Consider the following 25,694-nt stretch of genomic DNA (forward strand, 5'->3'; position numbering starts at 1 on the left):
ATGAAATTAAATTCATCAATTCAGTTGGGTTGTGTTCTTATTAGCAGCAGCAGTTTAGCCGCAGTCATCATCGCTTTAACTGGAACAAGCGTTTTGGCTCAAATCACAATTCAAAGCACTGGCACATTATCAGGGACTATCCAACTCCCTAGAAATAATCCCAATTTCAATCAAAGCATTACTCGTGTTGATACAGACGACACGGGGACTTACTCGCGGAACTTAAATACTAAGAACAATCCTACTAATTACGTCCCGATATACAAGTCAGACTATGTGCAGGTAAAAACACGTGCTGATGGTAGTATGCCTACTCCTGCACCGATAGTAAGTGGTGATAGTACACCCACTCCTGCATCCGTAATTAGTAGTGATAGTATATCCACTCTCCCAAAGATAGTTGATGGTGGAAGTGAATTCAATATTGCACCTGTAGTTGATGGTGGAAGTGAATTCAATATTGCACCTGTAGTTGATAGTGGAAATGAATTCAATATTGCACCTGTAGTTGATAGTGGAAGTGCGATAACTTCCCCTACACCTACAACGTATACATCTGGATCTAATTCTCCATCACTTTTTACTACACCTAATATGGAATTGAGTAACGGTAATTCCTTAGAGGTTAATCAAGTAGTTGTTAACCCTGCAACCCTAGCTCAAGCTGCTTGTTCACAGAATTCTGCCAAAAGTTGTACAACAGCTACTTCACCCAAACAAGCGATCGGCCCGCGTAGTCGAGTGCTACTGCGTTAGTTAGGGACTTTTCAATAAAAAATATCCAACTACTTTTTGTGGGATGCGCGTCTCGTCTGCCTCTAAGCAAAGGCCAACTTGATAAAAATTTTGGCTGCTTCTGGAACTCTAGCAGGGCAAAATGAAATCAATATAATAAGTTAGCACAGGGGCAACATTGCAATTAAAAAAGTCCATCATCAGTTATTCGCGGCGTTTTTGTTACTCTGACTAGGTTTCGGTGGTATGTTTTACCCTGATGATTTTCTGGCTATACTAGTGACTTAAGCCGATTGGTTGATAAATTTCATCCTCCAGCATAAAAACTCTAAATTTTGGACATACAGGAGATTGCATTTACTTTTAACTTACACAGAAATCTTGTCTAATATTGGAGGAAATTAATTTTATTGGAGGCTAAAAAAACTCGATTGCTAAGGTTAACATTAACACTACAAAGTGAATTTATATCAATAAAACCTCTTCCGAGTAAGCACCTATGAAAGAAGAATTGATAGCCAAAGTCGTGCAAGTCTTGCGAATCAATATGAGTTGGATGACTTGGAATTTATTTCTGGCTTTTATACCTTTAGCTTTGAGTGTCTGGCTATTTCGCATGAGGCGCGGTGGCACTTGGCTTTGGTGGCTAGGATTCTTAGTTTTCTATGCTTTCTTACCAAATGCACCGTATTTGTTGACCGATGTAATTCACTTAATAGATGATATCCGCACGATTCAATCGGTGTGGATGATTACTTTAGTACTTATTCCCCTATATTTGTTAGTAATTTTAAGTGGATTTGAAGCTTATGTAATATCGTTAATTAATTGGGGTCATTACTTACATCGTATCGGTAAAAGCCAATGGATTTGGCGCTTTGAGTTGATTACACATTTTCTGTGTGCTATTGGTGTCTATTGGGGAAGATTTTTGCGTTTCAACAGTTGGGATTTTATTACTCAACCCGATGCCGTATTGACTAAAGGTGTCGAAGAAATTCTCGGTAAACAGCCGTTGGTAATTATTGCTATTAGTTTTGTGATCCTTGTCGGGCTGTACTGGATTATGAAACGAGTAACTTTGGGTTTTGTTAGGCAACCAAAAAATGTATATCCTCTTAAGACAGAACACTCCGATCGTAACACTCCAAATGCTGGATGATTGAAAGCTTTTGATAGACATTAATAGAACAGCTAAGAGGAAATTGTGTTTCCATTTATATGCCAACGCACCCAGCCGGGCCAGAAGTGCGACAAGACCCAATTCGCTTTAAAAATTTGGTCATTGCAGCGATTTACCGATATTGAATATTTCTGCGGTGTTGTATAAAGTTGAATGTGCTATATACAACACCAACGATGATTGCTATTCGCTCCTTTATCAGTCAATCTCTAATCGGTTTATCTTTTTTGAGTGCAACGGCTGTATTTACCCAGACGGTAACAGCAGAAACAATAACTGGAGAATTAGGCAATGTGCAGGCAGAAATATCTTACGAAAAACTAGAGGAATATCAGTATAAAAATGTCCGATTGAAAATTATCCGGGCGGGTAAAACTGTTTTGGATCAAAAGCTGCCGCAAGAAGATGAATATGACAGACCTGTGGGGAATATATCTGGACAAGAAAATAACTTACCAGTGCAAGACTTGGACGGTAACAAAGAACCAGAAATAATCGCCGATTTCTTTACAGGTGGAGCGCATTGTTGTACTTATTCATTGATTTACCGCTACGACAGCGAATCCCAAAAGTATCTTAAGATTCGTCATGAATGGGGCAATGGTGGTTATCAACTTAAAGATTTAGACAAAGATGGACTGCTAGAGTTTGATAGCCGAGACGATCGCTTTGCCTATGCTTTTACAGCTTACGCTGCTTCTGCCTATCCCCTACAAATTTGGTATTATCGCCAAGGGAAAATGGTTGATGTGACTCGTCGCTATCCCAAGTTAATCTCTAATCATGCCTCAGAATTATGGCAAACTTATACTCAGGCACGGCAACAAGGCGATGATGGTAAGGGCTTTTTAGCAGCTTATTTGGCAGATAAATATCTGTTAAGTCAAGGACAGGATGGATGGGGGCGAGTGCAGCAAGCTTATAAAAAAAGCGACCGCACTAAATATTTCGCCGATTTACGGAAGTTTTTGCGCGAAACTGGCTACATTAAATAAATTGGCAGTAAGCAATTAATTTATAACTTATAACTAATTAAGTTTTCGGCGTGCTGCTGCTAAAATTAGACGTTGTTCAGCACGAGCGATCGCTTGATATGTTCGCTCAACTGCTTCTGGTTCAACGGAAATGGAAGTAATACCCCATTCCACTAATTTATCAATAATTTCTGGATAAAGGGCTGGTGCTTGACCGCAGATTGAACAAGGTATATCGGCACTTTTAGCCATCTGGATCAGTTGAGCGATCGCACCCATGACTGCTGGATGACGTTCATTAAATACTTTTGCTAGCTGTCCTTGTTCTCGATCCACTCCTAGCAATAATTGGGTCAGGTCATTTGTACCAATAGAAATTCCTGCCACACCCGCAATAACATATTCTGGTAATAAAAACAAGACGCTTGGGACTTCTGCCATCATCCACAATTGAAACTCCACCACCTCGGTTAAAAAAGCTTGCTCAACTTTGCGACGACAAAAGACAAATTCTTCTACAGTCCGCACAAAGGGCAACAGTAGATTGACATTGGTGTAGCCAGCTTGTTGTACACTCCCCAAAGCTTTCAGTTCCAGTTCAAAGACTGCGGGATTTTGTAAATAGCTAAAAGTGCCACGTTCGCCCAACATCGATTGGGGCGAAGATTGTAAACTATCACTCAATGATGGTAAATCCTGCGATCGCCAATCTAAAGAGCGATAAAAAACTGGTCTTGGGGCAAAGGCACGGGCAAACTGCATAATCTGCTCAGACCATAGCTCTAACAATTCTGCCTGACGCCCGCTTAAAATCCAACTATTGGGATGTTGTCCGTTCAATATATTTAGTACCATCAATTCTGAGCGCAATAATCCCACTCCATCCACAGGCAGGTTTTGCACTTGTTCTATTAAAGTGGACTGACTCAAGTTAACCAGCAATTGGGTAGCAATCATAGGTAGATGAGACGTAACAGCCGGATGAGGCGCTTTCGGGTTGGGGTGATGCGAGGAAAGAAGATTTTTTTCTCTCCCTCTCTCCATCTCCTCCTTTGAGTCTCCTTTGATGCGATAAACTTCTCCTCTGTCGCCATCAAGCAGCAATCGTTCGCCAGTTTGGATTAAAGTTGTGGCAGATGTGGCGTTGACTACTGCTGTGATACCTAATTCTCTAGCTAGGATTGCCGCATGACTGGTTAAGCCCCCTTGTTCTGTGATAATACCACCAACTTGTTGCAATAATGGCAACCAATCAGGTGTAACTGTTGGTACTACTAAAATCACTCCCTTGGGTAGTTGTTCGGGTTTCTGTTGCGGATTAATAATTACTAAGGCAGTGGCTACAACCCGTCCCCCGGCTGCTCCTAGTCCCCGAATGAAGTGTGAGTGGGAAATTGATTGAGAAGGACTAACTTGTGTTATATAAAGTTTGTCAGATGTCGTTTGTTGAATGATAGTCCACTTAATCGTAAAAGTTTTACCTAGTTCACTTATTAGTTGAGTTCCCAGAGAAATTATTTGTTGTAAGTATTCTTGTTGTAAAGAGTACCGTTTTTGTTGTGCTTCTGGAAGTAAATAGGTAATTAGACAATTGCGATCTGGTGTTAGCACTGAGTTGGGTACGGGTTGCCAAAAAGTTCTAGATGTTGGATTATCAACACCATAAGCCAGCATTTTATTGCCCAGTTGTTGCTCAAGCACAACCCCAGTTTCTGGTTGAATGTAGTAAACATCTGGCTGTACTTCGCCAAGAGCGATCGCAATTCCTAATCCCCAAGTAGCTTCAATTTCCCACCCAGAGGAGTTGGCTGTGAGTGAGCCACTGGCGATCGCATTTTCAACAGGTTGCACCAAAACGGCGAGATTAATTTGTTGCAGATTAATTCCTGAGTGCTGCCAATATAATAGACTCCGGGCCCGAAATATTTGACTCCAAGTGCGCTTTAGAGCCAGTGCGATCGCTTCCGGTTCGCACTGGCAAAATACCGACTCCAGTAAACTTGATATATTGTTTATTCCTGGAGTAGCAGTTGATACTGCCAATGAAGGTCGAAGAATCAAACAGCTAGTTTGCCATTCTCTAGCTGCTTGGAAAATTGTATTCACCCACTCCTGAGTTACAGTTGCACTCAGAATTTCTTGACGCAAGCGACTAGCCACCTGCTGAAGTTGACGCCAATTAGTGACATCTAGGTGTAGTGAAGAATAAGGTAAGTCAGCTACTAATGATTCCGAACTATTGAGATTTTCGAGAAATTGCCGCAAAATTTCCGCCGAAATTACAAAACCAGGCATCACAGGATAGCCACGCTGGATAATTTTGCTCAAGTAAAAGGCTTTGTCACCTACTTTGGCGCGGTCTTGTAGTTTAATTTGATCTAGCCAGTAGAGTTTATTCACTCAATTTGTTAGTTGTCTATTTGTAACCACAGCGATTTCTTTTTGGTATGTTATCAGGTTAATCCACTTAATTCTGAACAAAAATTACTTAGGACTTACAGTAGTTTTATTTTGCATGAATTACAAAGTTACGGGTTTTGAAGCAGGATACAGGAGGTAGAAACTCCTGACAGCATAATTTAGAATTCCGAATAGGCTGTGCTAACAGTAGTCATAAGTAAAACAGGCTTTATACCTGGCTTTGAAACGAATCGTTGTGTACTTTAGCAATCTTAAATACGCTGTATAACTGATTTGCTCGACTTGTACATGGTTGGATCATATTTAATTGTTAAGTATATGGGTTAAATTTAGCAGTTTAAGGTATAGTTTTGTGGCTAACTTATTTTAAATAGCAAAAAAACTAAGAATAGTTTTGTACTATTTTTATAAAAATATTACGATTTAACCTAGTATATAGAATTTTTCATATCAGACTAAACATTGGCAAACACTTACTACCTTGCAACTGATGATTGGCTGAATATCAGCTTCCGGCTATGTACTGCATTGCTTATTGGAGCAATCATTGGTTTAGAACGTCAAATTAGGCACAAACCAGCTGGTTTAAGAACTCATATACTGGTAAGTTTAGGTTCAGCCTTATTTACCTTGATAATTTTGCAGACAGGAGGACTGCAAGCTAGTCCTGATGCACTTAGCCACGTGATTCAGGGGATTGCAGCTGGTGTAGGATTTCTTGGTGCTGGAGAAATTGTGCGCCAATCTTCTCAAGCATCACAGCAACTTGAAATTCACGGACTCACCTCAGCAGCAGCTATTTGGGTTTCATCTGCATTGGGAATTGCTGCTGGGTGTGGTTTATGGCAGTTAGGATTAATCAGTGCAATGCTAACTTTTTTAGTTCTCAGCGTTTTTAAAAGGTTTGAAAAACATCAAAAAAAATTAGAGTAGAGGCATACAGATGGACACTATAAGTCCCCGGATGAAAATATATTTAAATCAATACAATATAGAATAAGCAACAAAACCCTAATGTAAAGATGCAATAAATTGCATCTTTAAAGACTAATTATCTACACCAATAACCCTTAATCCAAACATATTAATTTTTAATGTTTAATTTTTAATTGTTAATTCTCCTGCTTCCACCAAAAGGATTTGGGATGACTTCAACCATTGGGAATCAAAAGAACCCAAGTGAGTGGTAGTAATTAAAGTTTGAAAGCGGTCTTGAATCGCATCAAGCAATTGATTTTGGCGGGATAAATCTAGTTCGGCAAGAACATCATCAAGTAATAGTAATGGTGGCTCTTTGACGACTTCTTCAATTAATTGTAATTCGGCTAATTTTAAAGCTAGAACCAGCGTTCGTTGCTGACCTTGAGAACCATATTGACGAGCAGGTGTCTGGTTAATGGTTAATTCTATTTCGTCTCGATGGGGGCCGACAAGGGTAGTACCTTGGTACATTTCAGCAACGGCTCGTTGCTGAATTTTTGCTAAAAAAGCTTGCTGTACTTCTTCTGGCTGGTTATCCTCTAAAGGAATATTAGGCAAGTACTTGATTTGCAGAACTTCTGTACTGCCGCTGATACTGCCGTGCCAGGTGGTAGCAATGGGAGCTAATCTTTGGATAGCGCGATCGCGTCGTCTAATTACCCTAGTTCCTGTAGTCGCTAACTGTGCATCCCACAGCGCTAGTTCTGACTGTAAAGAAGTTGCATCTAACGTCTCTACATGGCGTTTTAAAAAGGCATTGCGCTGGCGTAACACATGGTTATACTGCTGCAAAATGTGAGCATAAACTGGTTCAAGTTGAATTAATAGTGTATCTAACCAGTTGCGGCGACCTTCAGGGCCGCCACGTACTAAGTCTAAATCCAAGCTGGAAAATTGGACTGCATTGAGAATGCCGAGAAAATCCATTTGACGGCGGATCGATTCACCATTGAGAGCAACGCTACGGCGACCATTGCGGCGCAAGGTTAAGGTCAGGTCACTAACACCTGTTTGTCGCTCAAGGGTGGCATTAATTTGGGCTATAGCTTCCCCTTCTTGAACTAAATCGCGATCGCGGGTTATGCGGTGCGATCGCAATGTCGCCAATAACTCCACCGCCTCCAACAAATTCGACTTTCCTTGAGCGTTATTACCTACCAAAATTGTTTTGGCAGCAGTAAACTCAACATTTTGGTCTTGATAATTGCGAAATTGTCGGAGGTTTAGAGTTTTCAGGTACATGGTAATAATTGGGCATGGGGGATTGGGGATTGGGGATTGGAGAGGAGGGAGACAAAGAAGAAGCAGGGGAGACAAGGGGACAAGGGGACAAGGTGATAAAAGTTAGAACTCGCAACAAGTTTTTCCCTTCCCCTTGTCCCCAATTCTCCTTGTCCCCTTGTCCTCTTCCCCATGCCCCATGACGCCAGTTCGCACAAGTCGGGAGACCCGCCCATGCGACTGGCTCCCCAATTTACACGGCTTTCTTGCCCATAATCCGCAAAAATATCTTCTCTGCTTCAATCCAGACGAACATTAAAGCACTGAAACCAATACAAACCCCCAGCTCTTGCATATTCAAGTAATGAGTACCAAAGAAATCTCGTAGAGGCGGGACGTAAACTAGCATTAGTTGCAAAATCGTGGTGACGACAACAGCCGCTAAGACAAATATATTGGAGAAGGGATTCATTTCGATGGTCAGTCGGTTGTTGGAGCGAATCGCGATCGCATGACCCATTTGGGCAATACACAAGGTAGTAAATACCATTGTTTTCCAAGCTTCGGGATTTCCCTGATACCCGGCAGCATGGGTATGTTGATAAGCCCACCACATTAAGGCAATACTGATAATCGCAAAGATGATGCCAATGCGAATCATATAAGAACCCAATCCCCTAGCGAAAATGCTTTCGCGGGGACTAAAAGGCGGACGTTGCATGACATCCGGTTCTGGAGGTTCCACAGCTAATGCCAAGGCTGGTAAACCATCTGTCACCAAGTTCATCCACAAAATTTGTAAGGGAGTCAGGGGAACACCTCCCAAACCAATTAAGGGTGCGGCTGCAATTGTGAGAACTTCACCAATGTTACTGCCCAAGATATATTTAATAAAACGGCGAATGTTGGTATAAACAACTCTGCCTTCCTTGGTGGCGCTGACAATGGTAGCGAAATTGTCATCAAGTAACACCATGTCACTAGCTTCTTTACTGACATCAGTACCAGTAATGCCCATTGCAATACCGATATCGGCTTGTTTAAGGGCTGGAGCATCGTTGACACCATCGCCTGTCATCGCTACAAATCGACCCCGGCGTTGCAGTGCTTGGACAATTCGCAGTTTGTGCTCTGGGGAAACTCTGGCATAGATGCTTACCAAGTCAACGTTTTGCTCTAATTCCTGGTCAGTCATCCGTTGCAATTCTTGACCTGTGAGTAAGCGATCGCCTTCTTGGGCAATTCCTAAATCGGTAGCGATCGCTCGTGCTGTTAATTGGTGGTCGCCAGTAATCATCACTGGGCGAATACCTGCTTCTCGGCACTCTTGTACAGATGCCCTGACTTCTGGGCGTGGTGCATCTAGCATTCCTACCAATCCCAGCCAGACTAAATCTTGCTCAGATGTTTCGTCTGAACCTTCTGGGGGAATCTCTACCAAGGGTTTGTAAGCAAAACCTAGCACTCGTAAACCTTTACTCGCCATTTGGTCATTTTCTGCCAAAATTTTCTGGCGTTGTGCTTCAGTTAAGCGACCTGTGTCATTACCCAAATGAATCTGAGTGCAACGTGCCAAGATTAATTCTGGAGAACCTTTGGTAAACATTAAATAAGGTTGCGATTGCAGAAAACTGGCGATCGCTGGATCGACACCTCTGGAAAATGCTTCACCTGTGGCGACTCCCTCCACCTGAGCAATCACGCTCATCCGCTTCCGTTCTGAGGAAAAGGGGAACTCTCTAACGCGAGGTAATTTACTGTTCCACTGGTCTTTTTCAATTCCAGCTTTTCCCGCCAGAGTAATTAATGCCCCTTCTGTAGGATCTCCCAAAATTGCCCATTCGCCTTGTTCTTTTTGCAACACTGAGTCATTACAAACAGCACAAGCGACTGATAACGCGGAGATTTCTGGAGATTCCTCTAAGGAAATTTTTTGACCATTGAACTGAAAGTCTCCTGTGGGAGCATAACCTTCGCCAGTGACGCGAAAAGTTTTGTTATTGGTGGAAATCGATTGCACCACCATTTTATTTTGAGTCAGGGTGCCAGTTTTGTCAGAACAAATGGTAGTTACAGAACCCAACGTTTCCACTGCTGGCAATTTGCGAATCAAGGCATTTTGGCGCACCATTCGCTGGGTTCCCAGTGCCAAAGTGACAGTAATTACGGCAGGTAAACCTTCTGGCACTACAGCAACCGCCATACTCAAGGAAACCTCCAAGAGTTCTTGGATGTTTTTAAAACCTCCGTCCTTAATCACACCGCCAACGACAACGATCGCCACAAGAATTAAAGAACCCGTAACTAGGACATTACCCAGTTGAGTCATTCGCCGTTGTAAAGGCGTAGGTTCGCTTTCCACCGCCTGCAACATTGCAGCAATTTTACCCAGTTCTGTAGTCATTCCGGTGTTAGTCACCAGAATCTTGGCGCGTCCTTGGACTACCTCAGTTCCTTGAAAGACGACATTTAAGCGATCGCCTAATGATGTTTCCTCCGGCAATTTTAATGATGCCTGTTTATTCACCGCTTCCGCTTCACCAGTCAATGCCGACTCACGCACTTGTAAATTCGACTGTTCGAGCAAGCGTCCATCTGCGGCTATCTGCATCCCAGCTTCCAGCAGCATTACATCCCCTGGAACTAGTTCTTTAGCTGCTATCTCCACCAGTCTGGTGTCGCGGATCACCCGCACTAAGGGAGAAGTCATTTTTTTCAAAGCAGCCAGAGCTTTTTCGGCACGGCTTTCTTGGACGTAGCCGAGTATGCCATTGAGGATAACAATTGCTAAAATCGCGATCGTATCTTTAAATGGCACTTCACCAGGCTTTAATCTACCCTCCCGCAAAGCCATTAAGTCTAAAAACCCAGAAATGAGAGCTACGCCAATCAGCATCAACAACATAATGTTCTTGAACTGATCGAGTAGAATTTCCCAAGTACTACGGCCAGCAGTTTCTTCAAGTTCGTTGGGGCCGTATTTTTGTAATCTCTGTTCAATTTCTTGAGGTGTTAAGCCGCTGTCTGCGTTACTATCAAGCAGGTCTAGCGCTTTATCAACTTCTAAACTATGCCAAACGGCGGCACCTTCAGGCAGAGAATTAGCAGACATCGTGTAGGTCACAGCAAATGGTTACAAAATTCGATCATAATTTAGTGATGGCAGGAATTCCATTTTCTAAAGTTACATTAAGCCGATTGCCCAGTTGTATGAGTGTATATGTAATTTTTAATATTTGTAAATTCCTCCTATTTTCACATAGTATTATTTCTCACGAAAGAGTTTTTCGGAACACATTGTACCGATAATTATTAGTACCTCCCCGTAAACGTGGCGATCGAGAACCACTAATTAGACTTCTTGCAGAAGTCGGGGAAAGGGTAAGGGGTAAGGGGAAAAGGCTCCCTAAACCTTTCCCCTTTAACCTTTTCCCTTTCCCCCCTCTTGCAAAAGTTACTTTTGCAAGAGGTCTATTGATGTACTTGGGTTCGAGCAACGCCCATTGTGGGCAGTCTTTTAACTCAGCACTCTTCATTCACCCCAACCGGGGGAGCCATTGCTCGACTAGGATTTTTCTATCTCAAGCAATTGGTATTACCACGCTAAAACCGTTTGAGTCATGTTTCCTCCCCTACCTAAAGGTGAGGGTTTTTTACACTTACCATAAGGTTTTATGAGTTTTGCACTCCCCACTTTGACCGTTAGCCAGATGTTTGGGCAAAGAACAATTCGACCGCTTACTGCTGCTAGCCTGTGTGGCATTACTTTCATTAAAGATAGACTGATTGCCATTGACAGTATTAAAGGACATCTACTGGAGATCGATCCTACCTCTGACAACAGCAGAATTCTCAATCCTCATCAAGTTGAAGAATTTCTCGATGTTACTGGTCTAGCGGTGTGGGATGATACCCTGTGGGTGAGCCGAGAAAATAGTGTTTATTTGTGCAAGCTCAACGCTTTGGATCTGGAACATTTTGTAACATTGCCTTATGCAGCTGATGGCATTGCTGTTTGGGATACAACAGTTTATGTAAGTTGTCAAAGGCTGGGCTACATTCTGGTTTTTGACCGCGAAACGCGAAAAGAAATTACCAGATTTTATGCCCCTGGAGTTGGGATAGAGAATTTGGCAGTCAACCAAGAAATGCTATGGATTTGCGATCGCATCGAACAATCAGTTTACGCGATGGACAGAGCCACGGGAGAACTGCAATTCAGTGTTTTGACACCCTTTGAATGTCCTACAGGCATAGCAATACATAAAGACGAAATAGGCAAAGAAAGTATCTACGTCGCTTATGCTACAGAGGAGCCTTATATCCGGGATAACCCCAATGCCGATCCGAGTCATGAACTAACATTCCGCGATCGCACTTTTATTCATCCTCTGTATTATCATTACCAGCCAGATAAGCGTTACGCTCTCTCTAACGGCTATCTGATTGAAATGTCTTATGCTGAGGAAATTGCACCTCTAGATGAAGTTTATTTACCTGATGTTGAATGGCGCATCGCTCTACCATCGGAAACTGAGCGTCAAAAGGTAAAACACGTTGAACCTATTGGTATACCTTTTACCGAAGAAGTAGTAGAGGGGCAACGTGTAGCAGTGTTTAAATTTGATTCTTTGGCACCAGGAGAACGGCATATATTTGGCTGGAAAGCACTTTTGGAAGTTCGAGGGATTAAATATCGGATTACACCTAGAGATGTAGAGAATATACCTGAATTATCCCCAGAATTACAAATACGCTATTTAGTGGATGACGACGATTTAGCAATGGATACTACCATTGTTCGCCGTGCCGCCAGAGAAGCGATTGGTTCTGAAACTAATGTGCTGCGGAAAATGCACAGCATCCGCAACTACGTTTATGATCAGTTATCCTACGGTATTAAACCTTACATTGATGCGCCAGACACAGTTTTAGAACGGGGCGTTGGTTCTTGTGGCGAATATGTCGGCGTTTTACTTGCCTTATCCCGTTTAAATGGCATCCCCTGCCGCACCGTAGGTAGATACAAATGTCCTCCCCATAGTGACTTCGTAGGAGTACCGCTACAACCCGATTTTAATCATGTTTGGCTAGAATTCTACGTCCCAAATTTTGGCTGGTTGCCAATGGAATCAAATCCTGACGATGTGAGTGAAGGTGGGCCTTATCCAACGCGCTTTTTTATGGGCTTGTGCTGGTATCACATCGAAATTGGCAAAGGCATCACCTTTGAAACTGTGACAAGCAAAGGTGCGCGCCTAACCAAAGAAGATATTCCCATCGGCGATTTGGCGATTAATCATATTCGGTTCACAATTCTTAAAGAATTACCACCTTTTTGAATTTGGGCATTGGGGAAAGGTGCTAAGAAAGCGAGTAGGGTGTGCTATGCCGTAGGCTAACACACCTTAATACTCTCTGCTTATTACCAATTTTTTTGAAGAACAAAACTGCCGTAAATTATAGATAGTTCAAAGATGTCTGTGGTAATTACAGCACCTTTCTTATGGGATTCTGCACCGATAGAAAAGCCGATAAGATCAGCTTCTACTTCATGTACTTCCTCTGAGTCATGCACACTCCACCTTATGTCATGACAGTCCTAGAAAAACTAGCACATAAGGCAAGCGATCCTCGGTAGGATCGTACACACATTCAACTGATACTTCGTTTCCCCATAGAGACACATTTACACTTGTAATTAGCGACGTTAAATCACCAAGTTGAAGTAAATGATAATCGTCCGGCATATTAATTTAGCCCCGAAGGGTATCTCTATTGCAAAGCTATAGCTGCGATACTTTGCTTCTACCATTACCCGCTTCCTCTGAACCAAAACTAGGCTTCGTGTCAAGGTACTTCTGGCATATCCCTTCCACTGCAAAGGGCTTCAATGGCATCAATTCCAGAGTCCCCTACATGAATCAACGTATCGTCGTAGCCTGCGTATACTTTACCATCTTGAGCCATCACTAAAGTCATATGATAGCTGAAAGCCTCGCCGATTAAGCAAAGCGGAGCATTTACCCGCTCACTGTAATCTTCAACCCTTTCAGGATAGATATGTGAGGCAGTAACCGTTGGATTAATGTAAAATTCGTCCTTTTCTTCTTTAAGGCGATGATGTGGGTGTACGACTCGCAAGCCCCCAAACTGCCTTAGAAAATCTACTACAGCTGTATGAATAGGATACCCTTCTGACTGCAAGATTTTCTCGTATTCGCTTGTATTCACACAACGGTCTTCGCTCCATCCTACCTGCTGTAGCAACGCTCTTGTTTCTGTTGAAAATACTGCCATAAGTAATTGTTCCTTTTCCTATGTCAAGATTGTCCTTGATTAATCAACGGGCTATGGGTCGCTTGTCACGTTTGGACTATCAATAGTTTTTCGACAATTTCTACACCGGGAATATGCTTCACCCGATCTAGTCCTAACGGTATGGACTTCTAAATCCATTATGTTGGCTCCATCTAACAGCGCATCATTGACTGCCTTAAACTCAGCACAGTTGGAAACTTCCCACTTTTCTTCACTAGGTACAGGCATTCGCTCTGCTAAATATTCATCGATTATTGTGGGTAAAGGTTTACCGCTAGTGCCATAGTAAACCTTACCAGTCTCAGTATCCACTGCGGCGGCTGTCGCAGCTGGACGATCTTTCTTAGGCAACGTATTACGCAGTTCAGCCGCCTTTGCTTCCGCCAAATCTTTCGCTCGCGCAGTTTCGGGTATTTCTGATAATGGTTCTGGTCTTGGTTCCTGAGAAGTATCGAGTGGTTCATTAAAATCAGGCGAAGTAGATGATGGGTCAGATGAACCACTACTTGCTGTTGGCACAGAAGGATTTTGCGGCTCAGGATCGGAAGCGTCTGCTGTTTTGTCTGCGTCATAATCAAAATCATCTCTTCCGGGATTAGTAAAAAATCCCGGCTGCTTTTTCAGCAAACGCTCATCTGCTGGAGTATTTGGATCATCTTCCGCTTGCCCTGGAATGATAACAGTTGGAGCATTAACTTTATCCCCAGGATTTAATCTCCCCCCTTCTGGCATTGAACTAATTAAACCTTGCTAATCAGAATTATTTAGTAAATTAATAGCAGTATTGCGTTTTTGTTGAGACCAATCTTTCCACTGAGGTGGGTCGGAAATTTTAGTAGTTGTACCTGTACCACCGGCAAAAAAGTTATCAGGCGAAAGCTGTCCATCAAGCACAACTATATCTTTAGGACAACCTTGATAGTAACCAGAAAACTCACAGTCCTCACAACCAAAGATGAACATGGGTACAATTTACATCTAGGTTGTCTGACATGAGTGGAGAATGAGGTCAGTAAAAATACGAGGATTTAGCGGATGTTTCTTAAAAATTTAACGAAGATAAAGACGTAAATCAGACGCATTGAAATTCCTATTTCTAAATACTTGTCAGACAAGATTTTCAGGTGTTTACTTAGAATGCGATGTCTACGAAAAGCGAACATTGCAAATTCTCTCTACATTTCCCTATTAGCTATTAACTCTCAAACTGGGCAATGGATATGATTGATGCTGCTTAAAATCGGCAAACTCACAGATGGAATTAAATGGGCAAAAGCGACAGTGAGAGCCAGGATTAGGAGGGAATATTGTACTGAAATTAGTAGTTTCTTTCTGATATTTATGCAAATCGTACTGGTGCTTGTGGGCAATATTCGCTAACTCAAATTTTAAGGATTCTAATTCACTATTATTAATACTAATTAATTCTGATTTTTTACATATTTCTAAATTATAAAATGATGCAACAGCTTTTCGTCCAGGGTAAAGATAACGAGCAGCTAACAAGTAAACTAATGCCTGTCGTTTGTCAAAAGCCGACTTACCAGTTTTGAAATCCAAAATATGTAAAGTGCTATCAGACTCAATAAAAACGCAGTCCATAGCCGCATATAAGCGAAAGCAATAATCTTCTTGTTCAACTACTATCGGTTTAGGAAAGCCTTCATCACCTGGAGTTAATTGGATAATATCTTTATCCAAAAGCAACGGCGCATCGTGATATTTTTGCAAAATTTGCAGCACGCGTTGCTGGACTTGAATGCTTGAGTTGCCTAATTTAAGTAGCTGTGCAACTCTTTCTACACCATCTGCTTGCTTCAACAGATGCCTGTGATGATGAAACTCATAAACGCCTTTTTGGGCGAGTATGCCAATTCGCTGGGGTGCGGTGGCTTGCCCTAAAAGTGCTTTGACTTGTGGCTCATGTTGCCGTGCTTTGATAAACCCCCGTCTCATCTGGCAATGCCAGCGTTCTTGCCCAGTCGCTGGGGCAACTAGAGACCAAAGGTGATAACTGGCAAAAGGTCGATCGGGGGTTGACATTGCTCAGAAACAGTGAGAGAAAATACGGTGGGGAGAAGTTTAAACTAAGGCTTTCTTAGAAAGAACTTCAAAGGATACTTGCTGCTACACACGCTTTGCGGGAAGCTTTTATAGTACTGATAATGTACCGGAGCAAGTGGCAAAAATGTCTAGCAAAATAAAATTTGGTACCGATGGATGGCGAGGGATTATTGCAGATGACTTTACTTTTCCGAATGTGCGGAAAGTAACAAGGGCAATTGCCACTTACTTACAAACAGCCTACACAAAAGATAGACCAGTACTTATTGCCTACGATACTCGCTTTTTAGCTGATCAGTTTGCCCAAACAGCGGCCCAAGTACTAGCAGATTTGGGTTGGACTGTGAAAATTACTGAGCGGGATTGTCCCACACCAGTAATTGCCTACAACGCCCGTCACCTAAATTCTGCTGGGGCGTTAATGTTTACTGCTAGCCATAATCCAGCACCTTACTGTGGAATTAAATATATACCCGATTATGCTGGGCCTGCCACTCCAGAGATTACTGATACTATTGTGGCAAATATAGAAGGTGCATCGGATGAATTGCCTGGGAGCAACCCATCAGGTTCAATTTCAATTTTCGATCCCAAACCAGATTACCTGCAATTTATCTACACTCTACTTGATGTAGAAAAAATCAAAAGCGCTAATTTAAAGGTAAAGTACGATGCTTTGTATTCTACCTCTCGCGGCTATTTAGATGAAGTTTTGCAACATAGTAGCGTTCAGTTAGAAAGTTTCCATGATTGGAGAGATGTGTTATTTGGGGGTGGAATGCCAGAACCCAAAGGAGAACAATTAGTTGAGTTAGTGGAAGCGGTAGTTCGCGATCAAGCCGATTTGGGCTTGGCAACTGATGGAGATAGCGATCGCTTTGGTATCGTTGATGAACAAGGAAACATCCTCACTCCAAATACTGTGCTGCTACTTCTAGCACGTCATTTAATCAAAAACAAAGGTAAAACTGGCGCCATAGTCCGCACTGTCGCGACAACCCACCTGCTGGATAATTTCGCTGCTAAAAATGGGCTGCAAATTTACGAAACAGCAGTTGGTTTTAAATACATTGGCGAAAAAATGCGCGAAACTGCCGTGTTAATTGGTGGTGAGGAATCAGGTGGTTTGAGTATTATTGGGCATATTCCCGAAAAAGACGGAGTATTAGCCGATATGCTAGTGGCAGAAGCGATCGCTTATGAAGGCAAACCCCTGAGTCAACTTGTCAAGGAAGCGATCGCCGAAGCCGATGGCCCACTTTACAACAACCGCCTAGACTTGCACCTCACAGAAGCACACAAAACCGCCGTCATCGACTCCTTTACCAAAAATCCACCTACAGAGGTAGCAGGAATTAAAGTCAAGGAGGTGGGGCGTAAAGACGGTATTAAGCTGTATTTAGAAGAAGGTAGCTGGGTTTTACTACGTCCTTCCGGTACAGAACCATTGGTACGCGTCTACTTAGAAACTAACACTCCCGAAAAACTCACCCGAATCGCTCAAGAGTTAGAGAGTGCCATTGCTAAACTAGAGGCAGTAGCAGTTTAATCTGTCAAAGTTAAGAGTTATGAATTAGGAGTTAAGAATTATTAATTTACAATTCTTAACACCTGATTTCTCATTTTGAGCAAAATATAACTCCTAACTTCTCACTTCAATCAAAGTATGAAAATCGCTCCTTTTTTGACATCTCTAGTTGTAGCGGTTTGGGTAATTGCGATCGCAATTATTTCAGTCCAAAATGCCACACCCGTATCGTTAAAATTCTTAACGTTCCAATCAATTCAGATACCAATGGGTTTAGTGCTAGCTTTTAGTGCCGTTGTCGGGTTGATTGGCATGGCAGTGCTGCAACCACTTTGGGGACTTGCTAGTATTGGGCAGCGTAATTCTAGATTGGAAGACGATGCCGAATTTTTTGTTGACGATGAAGATTTTTGAGGTTTGAATAGCTGTGCAGTACCAAAACATTATTACAATCGAACCAGGAAAACGAGGTGGTAAGCCTTGTATTCTAGGAATGCGAATTACTGTATACGATGTTTTATCTTATCTTGCCTCTGGCATGACCTACGAGGAAGTGCTTGATGACTTTCCTTATTTGACACAAGAGGATATTTTGGCTTGCCTAAGTTATGCAACTGATCGAAAACGGCTATGAGTGGAACTTATACAGCAGATTTTAATTTGTGGATTGAACAGACAGCCCAACTATTGCGATATTGGCTATCGCTATTATTTCAGAGCGTTTGTAAGCCTTACACTACATAAAAAAAAGCCTACGTTTGCAAGCTTTTTTGAAATATTTTAAGAGAGCGATCGCACTTTTATAAAATTAAAACGTCCATTCGTGGTCTGGATCATCTAAAGCAGCGCGAACAGAAGCTAAGTTAGCAAGGTCTTTGAAAGGGCTTGATTTAGCAATTTCTGTGATTGAGTTTAACGTAAGGGCTAGTTGGTCATTATTACCGGATGCGATCGCATGATCGACGACAGCAAACAAGGCGCGAAAGTTTTCTGCACGTTCATCAAAAGAGCGATCTAGATACGCCATCAGCAACTCTCGCTGGGCATTAATCTTGGTGATTGTTTCTTTTTCCCAAGCATCAATCTCTCGTCTGTTTGTCTGTTCCTCTTCGGCAATTATCTTATATTCAGTATAAGCTGAAGCAACTATATCAAAACATTGTGTTTTTTCCAAAGCTGCTATCTCACGCCTTTTAGTCCGTTCTTGCTTTCCAATTTGCTTATAATTAGCAATAACGCTTGCTAATGATTTTGTGGCGTTAACCCCAGTACATATTGCACCGATACTTGGTAAAACCATTGCTAAATACCTCCCAAAGTTTTGTATTTAGCTTGGATGCTTAAAGTAACAGGGTTTAACAGTCCTTCATTTTCTAAAATAGGAATTTTCATAATTTCTGCAAGTGCTTTAATTAAAAGTGCTACCTCTTGAAATTTGCTAGCATCGCGATCGCGATTAAAATGTTGGGCTTCAAGCTCTTGAAGTGCGGATTTAGCACGATTGTTTAAATTACACACTAAATTAGCCAGTTCCACTGTTCGCCGTTTAACCTGTAATAGAAAATCTTGAGCTGCTTCAATATTGGCAATCTCTACGTTGACATTAGCTTCATACTCCCGCGCTTTAGTCAAAGCTTCCTCACCCTTACCAGCAAGTTGAAAACCCCCAACCATCAACGCCGGGCCGAGTGTAATACCTCCCAGTACAGCACCACCAACCGCCATACTGGTTCCACCACCTAACCAAGTTATGGCTCCAGTCCAAGCCGCAGCACCACCAAGTTGTGAGATACCGACTTCAGTAGCCCACAATCCAAAGAATTTGGAAACAGTAACTGTACCTACACTCCTTGCTAAGGTAATTGCACCAGAACCTGCTGCTGAGGCTGCAATGGCTGCTGAGACACCACCTTTTACCCACTGTTCAGCTTTGATAACTTCTGTTTTGTACTCCTGAATTTGCTGAGTAGAGATGTCTAATCCAGCTACAATGTCTAGATTGTTTTGGGAAGCTCGCTGACCAATTCTCTCAATAAAAGCTATAAAGCGTGAAATTGTATCCTGCTTGATCCGAAGCTGCATTTGACCATAGACTTCTGCTGACTGGTTGGTAATTTCCCAGGTAGCTTTTAAGTTTTGCAAGCTACTTTCGTATTTTTGTTGAGCCTGTTCACCAATTTCCTTTGCCTGATTCATATTACCAATGCCTTCAGCACTTTTTAGCGCTCCGAAGGCTCCAGTAGCCAAAGCAGCAGCACCCAAAATAAGTGGAATCATGAAATTGAAATACTCCTGATTGTGATTAGTATTTGGTTACTACTTGTCTAAAGGTTAAACATAAAAATAAGGCATCACATTATACTTAGATTTCCCTGATATACCAACTAATTAACATTCAGAAGGTATAAATTTGAAACTGCGATGAATGCAGTTGTCAATATTTTTCGTGTTGAGTGCGATCGCAGGAAAGCTAACACCTTAATGCAATGGACAAGCGATCGCACTCGGCTTAATGCTAAAATATTAGTCGCAATCTTGTAGAGATGATTGGCGATGAAAATTAAAGCAGTTATCTGGCAGGAAGACGGTGTGTGGTGTGGCTCAGTACCTGCCCTACCAGGATGCCACACTTGGGGAGACACCTACGAACATCTATTAGAAATGCTGCAAGATGCGATTCAAGGTTGGTTAGAAGTTGCTAGCGAACGAGAAGAACTTGACCCTGAGAAACAGTTGGTTGAAATATCGCTATGAAAGCGGTTTCAGGTAAAGCACTTTGTAAAATTTTGGAAAGACAGGGTTGGGAATTGAAACGAATTACTGGTAGTCATCATATTTACATAAAGGAAGGTGTTGATGTGATACTTTCCATTCCGGTTCATAGTAATCGAGATTTACCGATTGGAACTTTGAAAAGCATTATGAAAGATGCTGCGCTTACCGAAGAAGATTTGGACTAAAAGCGATCGTAATTATCTAAAGCTCACACAATAGAAGCTAAATTGGGCAGTTTTGGCTTAGTTGTAGCTTTAGGTAATCAATGAAGTCCAAAATTTCTGTATCAGTTAGTTGTGAGCGCGATCGCTTGCCATATCAAAGCTCTCTCATAAATTGGAATGCGTCTTTCATCTTCAGCGAGCATATACCAGCAGTGATCGGATTCTTTGCTGACAAAGACATATTGAGGTTTTGGGACTGCTCCAAATCCTAATTTAACTTCCATATTTTTGATACAGGTTTTGGTAAATATATTTATTGAGCAACCAGTCATGACGATTTGTACCATCAAGCTATTATTTACTTTACAAATATAATTCCCTAGCTAGGAAGCTAATTAACATTAAAGCAGCGAAAATTACAAGATTTGGTGAATCTACAACAAACTTTCTGGATCGACACCTAGCGCATTCAATCTTTTAATTAACATTTTCATTTTTTGTTCTGCTTCCATCCGTAGCTGTTCTTCAAAAGCTGTGTATTCTTCGGCTTCCCTAATGCGTTCTTCTGGTGTTAGCAATCTTTGCCCTTTTTCGTCATACCAGTACAGCTACTCCCGCACTATATCTTGATAAATTCCCCGTTCTCGCCTAATTCCTAAACCAATTTCTGGTAAGCCACTTTTAGCGTAGACATCACGTTGTGTCTTTTTTCTCAGTATAAAACCACTTATAGGTATAAAACTACTGCCTTATATTCGTGTTTTTTCGGTACTGATTCTCAGAGTGTCTAACTGACAATAGCAAAAAAAGGCAGAACATTATTCAACTAGAACATTTCAGAAATCACAAAGTATTCAAATTCATGGTGAATTTGGTAGCTGGACTGATTACCTATACCTATCAAGAGAAAAAGTCTTTTCTCAACCTTGCTCAGAAAATGTAGCGCAGCTGGAACTTAGTTGATTTTTAGCTTTATTTTGGAGTTTTACTTAAATATCAGATATGTCACCACACATCCATTCACGAGTTCGAGTTTTAATCAAAAACTTCCTAATGGTTTTTTTGCCGTTGTCAGCTTTAGCTGGGAGTGTTGTAGGGACTATCTACTACCAACAGCGACAAACTGAGAAAGTTATATTAAAAACCAATGAACTTAGGAAGGTAGATTTACAAACAAAAGTAATCAGCGGGGACTTTCACTCGGTTGTTTCAGATTTAATGGTTATCTCTAAACAAAATGAGCTACAGGGAATTTTAGAAGGAGTGGATGCACAAAAACAGGCACTCTCCAAAGAATTCTTATTATTTTCTCGATATAAAAAATTTTACAACCAAATTCGTTTTTTCGATCAATCAGGTAAGGAAGTTGTTAGAGTCAACTTCAACCAAGGTAAACCAGGGATTGTCCCCGAAGAGAAACTGCAAGTGCAAGCCAAACGCTACTGGTTTAATGACACTTTCCGCCTGAACCAAGGACAAGTGTTTGTCTCCCCCCTTGACCTCAACATCGAACAAGATCGGATTGAACAACCCATCAAGCCAATGATCCGCTTTGGCACTCCTGTTTTTGATAGCCGTGGAAAGAAACGAGGTATTGTGGTGTTGAATTATTTCGGCGTCAAACTGCTAGACAATTTGAATCAAGTCCTTGCTAACGCCTCTAGCCGGGAAATGCTACTGAATGCCGATGGCTACTGGTTAAAAGGGCTGAAGCCTGAAGACGAATGGGGATTTATATTTTCCGATCGCAAAAACCGTACTTTTGGTAAAACTTTTCCCCAGGCATGGCAGCAAATTTCTCAAAAAGAATCAGGACAATTCCAAACTGCTGAGGGAATGTTCACTTTTACCACAGTCTACCCGCTTGTCGAAGCACAAAAATCTAGTACGGGAGCAGGACTGCCTTTTGTACCAAGCCAAAATCAAATTGATGCTAAATCCTATCACTGGAAGATTGTTTCATGGGTGTCACCAGAGACTTTTACGACCAAATCAAACCAATTTTTGAGTCAATTGCTACTGCTATATACCGGGTTAGTAGGATTAATTGGTATTGGTTCTTGGCTACTAGCAAGAGCTAGTGTCAATCGTCAGATGCAAGAGCTAGAGTTAAAGCAGTCTGAAGCCCAGTTGCGAGAGCTAGTTGAACGCGAAAAAATCCTTAAAACTCGTCTATCTAGTCAAATTCGCGACTCGCTGGATCTAAATACGATTTTGAGTACAGTAGTAGGTGAAGTTCGAGAACTGCTACAGATTGATCGATGCCAGTTTTTTTGGTGTCATCAAGAAGATGAATCTACTAGCTTGGAACTGAGTCAGCAAGCTTGCGCTCCCGACTTAACAGAACCTTTAGGCTGTTCTCCTATCCAGAATGTGGAAGCCTTGAGTGAGGCTATTATGCAGGGGAATTTGCTTTGTTTTGATGATATTGCGACAGATTCGTGGCTTGATTTCAAAAGTCGAAATTTACTAGTGACATTGGGTTTTAAGTCTCTACTAACAGTTTCAGTTCAAACTCAGTCGGGTCGCTTGGGTGTGATTGTCTGCGAACATAGTAGAGCGCTTCGCCCTTGGAGTGATGAAGAGGTAGAAATCATTCGAGGTGTGGCTGACCAGTTAGCGATCGCCATTAACCAAGCCCAATTGTATAATCAAAGCCGCGCTGCTACTGCTGCTGCTACTGCCCAAGCAGAACAACTCAATCAAGCTTTGCATAATCTCAAAGAAACCCAAACCCAACTGATTCAGACCGAAAAAATGTCGAGTTTAGGTCAATTAGTGGCTGGTGTAGCTCACGAAATTAATAATCCAGTTAACTTTATCTACGGCAACTTGACTCATGTAAGTCAATATACGCTGGGTTTATTGGAACTGGTAGAACTTTTTCAAAAGTCTAATGTTGATTCAACACCTGAAATACAAGCTCATATAGAAGCGATCGACCTTGACTTTATGGCTGAGGATCTACCTAAAATCTTAAGTTCAATGAAAATGGGAGCTAATCGCATTCGTGAAATAGTTCTATCCTTGCGAAATTTTTCTCGACTTGACGAAGCGGATATGAAGCCTGTCAATATTCATGAAGGTATTGATAGCACACTACTGATTTTGCAAAATCGCCTCAAACAAACGCCTGGAAATGCCAGAATTGAAATAGTCAAGGAATATGGTGATATTCCCTTAGTAGAGTGCTATGCCGGACAACTCAATCAAGTGTTTATGAATCTGATCGGTAATGCCATTGATGCCCTGGAAAGTTATAACAGTCTGCGAACTCTTGAGGAGATAGAAGCTAACCCCAGCCAGATTTTAATTCGTACTCAGTTACGCAACTCGGATCGCATAACTGTACAAATTGCAGATAATGGCGCTGGCATGACCGAAGTAGTTAAGCAACGATTATTTGACCCTTTCTTTACCACAAAAGCCGCAGGTAAAGGCACTGGATTAGGATTAGCAATTAGCGCTCAGATAGTCACGGAAAAACACAATGGAGCTATTTGGTGTATTTCAGAACTAGGACAAGGAGCAGAATTTTGGGTTGAGATCCCAATATTAAAAAGTTGTAAACTAGCTACTACAAATGTTGCAACTCTATCTAGAATCTGATATTACTTTGGGCAAATAACAAATGATCTGACCAATGTTAGCGATCGTGCTGATTTTGATAGCTCTTGGAAAAAAATTATAGAAGTTTATTTTCTCTAACGTAGGTTCGCCCATTTCAAAAATTAAAAGATAAATTAAAGCGCTGTCAAGTTTACATAGTTTAATTTAAATAGAATTATTATAGGCATTTATGTATGTACAAAATGAGGTAAAGTGTAAAGTGACTGCGGTCTTTCAAGCTGTTGTTTGGCTACTCTGTTTGTGAAAAGAGCGAACTGACTGATGATAAAGCTCCTCAAACTTCGCTACAACTTAAAGAGAGAGGCTTTACAAGATGGTGTCAAACAATGGCAGATAAACCCCAAGAAAGAGAAGTAAATAAATTAGTTAATTCACCCAGAGAAACTTCAGAAGTAAAAATCCAGGCTCAATCATCAGTAGAAAATGAACCGTCTGTAGTAGAGTCTTTGATTAAAACTGTTGCTGAGACTGGCCAAGCAGTTTTAGACACAGCAATAGTGGTGGGAGAAGCGACAGTAAAAGAAACACACAAGTTCATTGAGCAAACAACTCAAACCAGTGGTCAAGTTGTAAATCGCCTCAGCGAAAATTGGCTAATTAGAAAACTATCTGGAGTATTAAATCTCAATTGGCTGATTAACGATACTAACCTTGTTGATTTAGAACAAGCAGAAGCAGCAGTAAACAAACTCAAGAAACAGTATCCAAATGAATCACCCAGCCAGCTTGCTCACCGAATCATGGTAGAAAAAGCAACTAAAGCAGCCACAGTTGGACTAGCTACTAGTTTTTTACCAGGAATAGCAGTGGCATTGTTGGCAATTGATTTAACAGCCACAACAAAATTGCAGTCAGAAATGCTTTATCAAATTGCATCTGTCTACGGGCTAGATTTGAAAGATCCTGCTCGTAAAGGTGAAATTTTGGCAATTTTTGGGTTGGCTTTAGGTGGAGGACGTTTGTTGAAAGCTGCGGGATTAGGCTTGCTGCGAAATTTGCCCTTGGCGGGTGCAGTGATTGGAGCTAGTGCAAATGCGACGATGATCTATTCATTGGGGTATGCTGCGTGTCGATTTTACGAAACCAAGCTGGATGAATCTACTTCCTTGGCATCGCCACAGACATTGGCAACATTAAAAGCCGAAAGTGAAAAGTATCTAGAAAGTGCGATCGCTCAACAAGCTCTCATGGATCAAATCTTAGTTCACATGATCCTAGCTAGTCATCCAGAAAAGACTTGGCAACAAATTTTACCAGAATTAAAAGCTTTAAACCTCAGTCCAACTTCGTTGGATGCCATTGCCCAAAATATCAAATCGCCCAAGCCTTTAGATGTATTGCTTAATCAACTGAATCGTGACTTTGCCATACCTTTATTGGCTCAATGTTACAAAATTGCCCAGCTTGATAATCAGATTACAGCACCTGAGCAAAAAATAATAGAAGCGATCGCCAGCAAATTTGACATTGACACAAATAAAATTGGGGCATAGGGTATAGGGGCATGGGGCAGGAGGTAAAAGAGTAGAGTTCATAGCTTCATTAATGAAGATCAAAGACTCATTAACGGAGTTCTGAGGTGGATTAATGAGGATCAAAGACTCATTAACGGAGTTCTGAGGTGGATTAACGAGTATCAAAGACTCATTAACGGAGTTCTGAGGTGGATTAACGAGTATCAAAGACTCGTTAACGAG

At 41.6% G+C, this 25,694-nt stretch carries 24 protein-coding genes; 12 read left to right on the forward strand and 12 right to left on the reverse strand.

Going from position 1 to position 25,694, the window contains the following annotated elements; all coding sequences use genetic code 11:
* The 3 genes from V7K79_RS15765 to V7K79_RS15775 all read left to right on the forward strand — a co-directional run bounded on the left by V7K79_RS15765 (window position 1) and on the right by V7K79_RS15775 (window position 2,913).
* Window positions 1-756: a hypothetical protein gene (locus V7K79_RS15765; RefSeq protein ID WP_335048948.1), complete on the forward strand. Its 756-nt coding sequence runs from the start codon at window positions 1-3 to the stop codon at window positions 754-756.
* A 478-nt stretch (window positions 757-1,234) separates the two neighbouring features.
* On the forward strand, window positions 1,235-1,897 hold the full coding sequence (locus V7K79_RS15770; RefSeq protein ID WP_335048949.1) for a DUF1361 domain-containing protein: 663 nt from the start codon (window positions 1,235-1,237) through the stop codon (window positions 1,895-1,897).
* Window positions 1,898-2,073: 176 nt separating this feature from the next.
* Complete coding sequence (locus tag V7K79_RS15775; RefSeq protein ID WP_335048950.1) at window positions 2,074-2,913, forward strand: hypothetical protein; 840 nt, start codon at window positions 2,074-2,076, stop codon at window positions 2,911-2,913.
* 33 nt (window positions 2,914-2,946) lie between these two features.
* Here the strand turns inward: V7K79_RS15775 and V7K79_RS15780 are convergent, their stop codons facing one another.
* Window positions 2,947-5,292 (reverse strand): putative PEP-binding protein, encoded by a 2,346-nt coding sequence (locus V7K79_RS15780; RefSeq protein WP_335048951.1) that lies wholly within the window; start codon window positions 5,290-5,292, stop codon window positions 2,947-2,949.
* A 483-nt stretch (window positions 5,293-5,775) separates the two neighbouring features.
* Between V7K79_RS15780 and V7K79_RS15785 the strand changes: the two genes are divergently transcribed.
* The gene (locus tag V7K79_RS15785; RefSeq protein ID WP_335048952.1) at window positions 5,776-6,246 is read left to right on the forward strand and encodes an MgtC/SapB family protein; all 471 of its coding nucleotides are present in this window, start codon (window positions 5,776-5,778) and stop codon (window positions 6,244-6,246) included.
* Between the two features lie 165 nt (window positions 6,247-6,411).
* Here V7K79_RS15785 and recF read toward each other — a convergent pair whose 3' ends face one another.
* Together recF and V7K79_RS15795 are read right to left on the reverse strand one after the other, a co-directional pair.
* Window positions 6,412-7,536, reverse strand: a complete 1,125-nt coding sequence (gene recF, locus V7K79_RS15790) for a DNA replication/repair protein RecF (protein WP_335048953.1) — start codon at window positions 7,534-7,536, stop codon at window positions 6,412-6,414.
* A 232-nt stretch (window positions 7,537-7,768) separates the two neighbouring features.
* Window positions 7,769-10,627, reverse strand: coding sequence for a cation-translocating P-type ATPase (locus V7K79_RS15795; RefSeq protein ID WP_335049000.1), 2,859 nt, complete (start codon window positions 10,625-10,627; stop codon window positions 7,769-7,771).
* A 562-nt stretch (window positions 10,628-11,189) separates the two neighbouring features.
* On the opposite strand from V7K79_RS15795, the gene V7K79_RS15800 reads away from it, so the two are divergent.
* Window positions 11,190-12,857 carry a transglutaminase family protein gene (locus V7K79_RS15800; protein ID WP_335048954.1) on the forward strand — a complete coding sequence of 556 codons (1,668 nt, stop codon included), beginning with the start codon at window positions 11,190-11,192 and terminating at the stop codon, window positions 12,855-12,857.
* An 83-nt stretch (window positions 12,858-12,940) separates the two neighbouring features.
* Here V7K79_RS15800 and V7K79_RS15805 read toward each other — a convergent pair whose 3' ends face one another.
* From V7K79_RS15805 to V7K79_RS15825, 5 genes are all read right to left on the reverse strand, one after another.
* Window positions 12,941-13,093, reverse strand: a complete 153-nt coding sequence (locus tag V7K79_RS15805; protein WP_335048955.1) for a hypothetical protein — start codon at window positions 13,091-13,093, stop codon at window positions 12,941-12,943.
* 272 nt (window positions 13,094-13,365) lie between these two features.
* The gene (locus V7K79_RS15810) at window positions 13,366-13,815 is read right to left on the reverse strand and encodes an SUKH-3 domain-containing protein (RefSeq protein WP_335048956.1); all 450 of its coding nucleotides are present in this window, start codon (window positions 13,813-13,815) and stop codon (window positions 13,366-13,368) included.
* 51 nt (window positions 13,816-13,866) lie between these two features.
* Window positions 13,867-14,568, reverse strand: a complete 702-nt coding sequence (locus V7K79_RS15815) for a YwqJ-related putative deaminase (RefSeq protein ID WP_335048957.1) — start codon at window positions 14,566-14,568, stop codon at window positions 13,867-13,869.
* Between the two features lie 18 nt (window positions 14,569-14,586).
* Entirely contained in the window at window positions 14,587-14,799 is a 213-nt protein-coding gene (locus V7K79_RS15820) for a hypothetical protein (protein WP_335048958.1), read from the reverse strand.
* Window positions 14,800-15,024: 225 nt separating this feature from the next.
* Window positions 15,025-15,879 (reverse strand): PD-(D/E)XK nuclease family protein, encoded by an 855-nt coding sequence (locus V7K79_RS15825; protein WP_335048959.1) that lies wholly within the window; start codon window positions 15,877-15,879, stop codon window positions 15,025-15,027.
* A gap of 145 nt (window positions 15,880-16,024) precedes the next feature.
* Here V7K79_RS15825 and V7K79_RS15830 point away from each other — a divergent pair, with 145 nt between their 5' ends.
* The 3 genes from V7K79_RS15830 to V7K79_RS15840 all read left to right on the forward strand — a co-directional run bounded on the left by V7K79_RS15830 (window position 16,025) and on the right by V7K79_RS15840 (window position 18,062).
* Window positions 16,025-17,449 (forward strand): phosphoglucomutase/phosphomannomutase family protein, encoded by a 1,425-nt coding sequence (locus V7K79_RS15830; RefSeq protein WP_335048960.1) that lies wholly within the window; start codon window positions 16,025-16,027, stop codon window positions 17,447-17,449.
* 117 nt (window positions 17,450-17,566) lie between these two features.
* Window positions 17,567-17,842 (forward strand): LapA family protein, encoded by a 276-nt coding sequence (locus V7K79_RS15835; RefSeq protein ID WP_335048961.1) that lies wholly within the window; start codon window positions 17,567-17,569, stop codon window positions 17,840-17,842.
* Between the two features lie 13 nt (window positions 17,843-17,855).
* Entirely contained in the window at window positions 17,856-18,062 is a 207-nt protein-coding gene (locus V7K79_RS15840; protein WP_335048962.1) for a DUF433 domain-containing protein, read from the forward strand.
* A 174-nt stretch (window positions 18,063-18,236) separates the two neighbouring features.
* Here the strand turns inward: V7K79_RS15840 and V7K79_RS15845 are convergent, their stop codons facing one another.
* Together V7K79_RS15845 and V7K79_RS15850 are read right to left on the reverse strand one after the other, a co-directional pair.
* A complete protein-coding gene (locus tag V7K79_RS15845) occupies window positions 18,237-18,728 on the reverse strand; it encodes a hypothetical protein (protein ID WP_335048963.1) in 492 nt (163 codons plus the stop codon).
* A gap of 2 nt (window positions 18,729-18,730) precedes the next feature.
* Window positions 18,731-19,705, reverse strand: coding sequence for a hypothetical protein (locus tag V7K79_RS15850; RefSeq protein WP_335048964.1), 975 nt, complete (start codon window positions 19,703-19,705; stop codon window positions 18,731-18,733).
* A 276-nt stretch (window positions 19,706-19,981) separates the two neighbouring features.
* On the opposite strand from V7K79_RS15850, the gene V7K79_RS15855 reads away from it, so the two are divergent.
* Window positions 19,982-20,182 carry a type II toxin-antitoxin system HicB family antitoxin gene (locus tag V7K79_RS15855; protein WP_334796348.1) on the forward strand — a complete coding sequence of 67 codons (201 nt, stop codon included), beginning with the start codon at window positions 19,982-19,984 and terminating at the stop codon, window positions 20,180-20,182.
* Window positions 20,179-20,388, forward strand: a complete 210-nt coding sequence (locus tag V7K79_RS15860; RefSeq protein ID WP_335048965.1) for a type II toxin-antitoxin system HicA family toxin — start codon at window positions 20,179-20,181, stop codon at window positions 20,386-20,388. The genes V7K79_RS15855 and V7K79_RS15860 overlap by 4 nt, the downstream gene beginning before the upstream one ends.
* Before the next feature lie 101 nt (window positions 20,389-20,489).
* On the opposite strand, the gene V7K79_RS15865 is transcribed toward V7K79_RS15860, so the two are convergent.
* Together V7K79_RS15865 and V7K79_RS15870 are read right to left on the reverse strand one after the other, a co-directional pair.
* A complete protein-coding gene (locus V7K79_RS15865) occupies window positions 20,490-20,651 on the reverse strand; it encodes a hypothetical protein (RefSeq protein WP_335049001.1) in 162 nt (53 codons plus the stop codon).
* Between the two features lie 150 nt (window positions 20,652-20,801).
* On the reverse strand, window positions 20,802-20,945 hold the full coding sequence (locus tag V7K79_RS15870) for a hypothetical protein (RefSeq protein WP_335048966.1): 144 nt from the start codon (window positions 20,943-20,945) through the stop codon (window positions 20,802-20,804).
* Window positions 20,946-21,369: 424 nt separating this feature from the next.
* Here V7K79_RS15870 and V7K79_RS15875 point away from each other — a divergent pair, with 424 nt between their 5' ends.
* Window positions 21,370-23,976, forward strand: coding sequence for an ATP-binding protein (locus V7K79_RS15875; RefSeq protein WP_335048967.1), 2,607 nt, complete (start codon window positions 21,370-21,372; stop codon window positions 23,974-23,976).
* A gap of 347 nt (window positions 23,977-24,323) precedes the next feature.
* Entirely contained in the window at window positions 24,324-25,490 is a 1,167-nt protein-coding gene (locus tag V7K79_RS15880) for an EcsC family protein (RefSeq protein WP_335048968.1), read from the forward strand.
* Window positions 25,491-25,694 lie beyond the last annotated feature (204 nt).

This window comes from Nostoc sp., from assembly GCF_036917575.1.
Taxonomy (GTDB): Bacteria; Cyanobacteriota; Cyanobacteriia; order Cyanobacteriales; family Nostocaceae; genus Nostoc.

Coding starts and splice junctions, on each gene's coding strand:
- V7K79_RS15880 (WP_335048968.1), top strand. CDS start 24,324: ATGGCAGATAAACCCCAAGAAAGAGAAGTAAATAAATTAGTTAATTCA.
- V7K79_RS15820 (WP_335048958.1), bottom strand. CDS start 14,799: ATGTTCATCTTTGGTTGTGAGGACTGTGAGTTTTCTGGTTACTATCAA.
- V7K79_RS15810 (WP_335048956.1), bottom strand. CDS start 13,815: ATGGCAGTATTTTCAACAGAAACAAGAGCGTTGCTACAGCAGGTAGGA.
- V7K79_RS15855 (WP_334796348.1), top strand. CDS start 19,982: ATGAAAATTAAAGCAGTTATCTGGCAGGAAGACGGTGTGTGGTGTGGC.
- V7K79_RS15825 (WP_335048959.1), bottom strand. CDS start 15,879: ATGTCAACCCCCGATCGACCTTTTGCCAGTTATCACCTTTGGTCTCTA.
- V7K79_RS15835 (WP_335048961.1), top strand. CDS start 17,567: ATGAAAATCGCTCCTTTTTTGACATCTCTAGTTGTAGCGGTTTGGGTA.
- V7K79_RS15800 (WP_335048954.1), top strand. CDS start 11,190: ATGAGTTTTGCACTCCCCACTTTGACCGTTAGCCAGATGTTTGGGCAA.
- V7K79_RS15770 (WP_335048949.1), top strand. CDS start 1,235: ATGAAAGAAGAATTGATAGCCAAAGTCGTGCAAGTCTTGCGAATCAAT.
- V7K79_RS15845 (WP_335048963.1), bottom strand. CDS start 18,728: ATGGTTTTACCAAGTATCGGTGCAATATGTACTGGGGTTAACGCCACA.
- V7K79_RS15795 (WP_335049000.1), bottom strand. CDS start 10,627: ATGTCTGCTAATTCTCTGCCTGAAGGTGCCGCCGTTTGGCATAGTTTA.
- V7K79_RS15865 (WP_335049001.1), bottom strand. CDS start 20,651: ATGGAAGTTAAATTAGGATTTGGAGCAGTCCCAAAACCTCAATATGTC.
- V7K79_RS15875 (WP_335048967.1), top strand. CDS start 21,370: ATGTCACCACACATCCATTCACGAGTTCGAGTTTTAATCAAAAACTTC.
- V7K79_RS15860 (WP_335048965.1), top strand. CDS start 20,179: ATGAAAGCGGTTTCAGGTAAAGCACTTTGTAAAATTTTGGAAAGACAG.
- V7K79_RS15850 (WP_335048964.1), bottom strand. CDS start 19,705: ATGATTCCACTTATTTTGGGTGCTGCTGCTTTGGCTACTGGAGCCTTC.
- recF (WP_335048953.1), bottom strand. CDS start 7,536: ATGTACCTGAAAACTCTAAACCTCCGACAATTTCGCAATTATCAAGAC.
- V7K79_RS15815 (WP_335048957.1), bottom strand. CDS start 14,568: ATGCCAGAAGGGGGGAGATTAAATCCTGGGGATAAAGTTAATGCTCCA.
- V7K79_RS15830 (WP_335048960.1), top strand. CDS start 16,025: ATGTCTAGCAAAATAAAATTTGGTACCGATGGATGGCGAGGGATTATT.
- V7K79_RS15765 (WP_335048948.1), top strand. CDS start 1: ATGAAATTAAATTCATCAATTCAGTTGGGTTGTGTTCTTATTAGCAGC.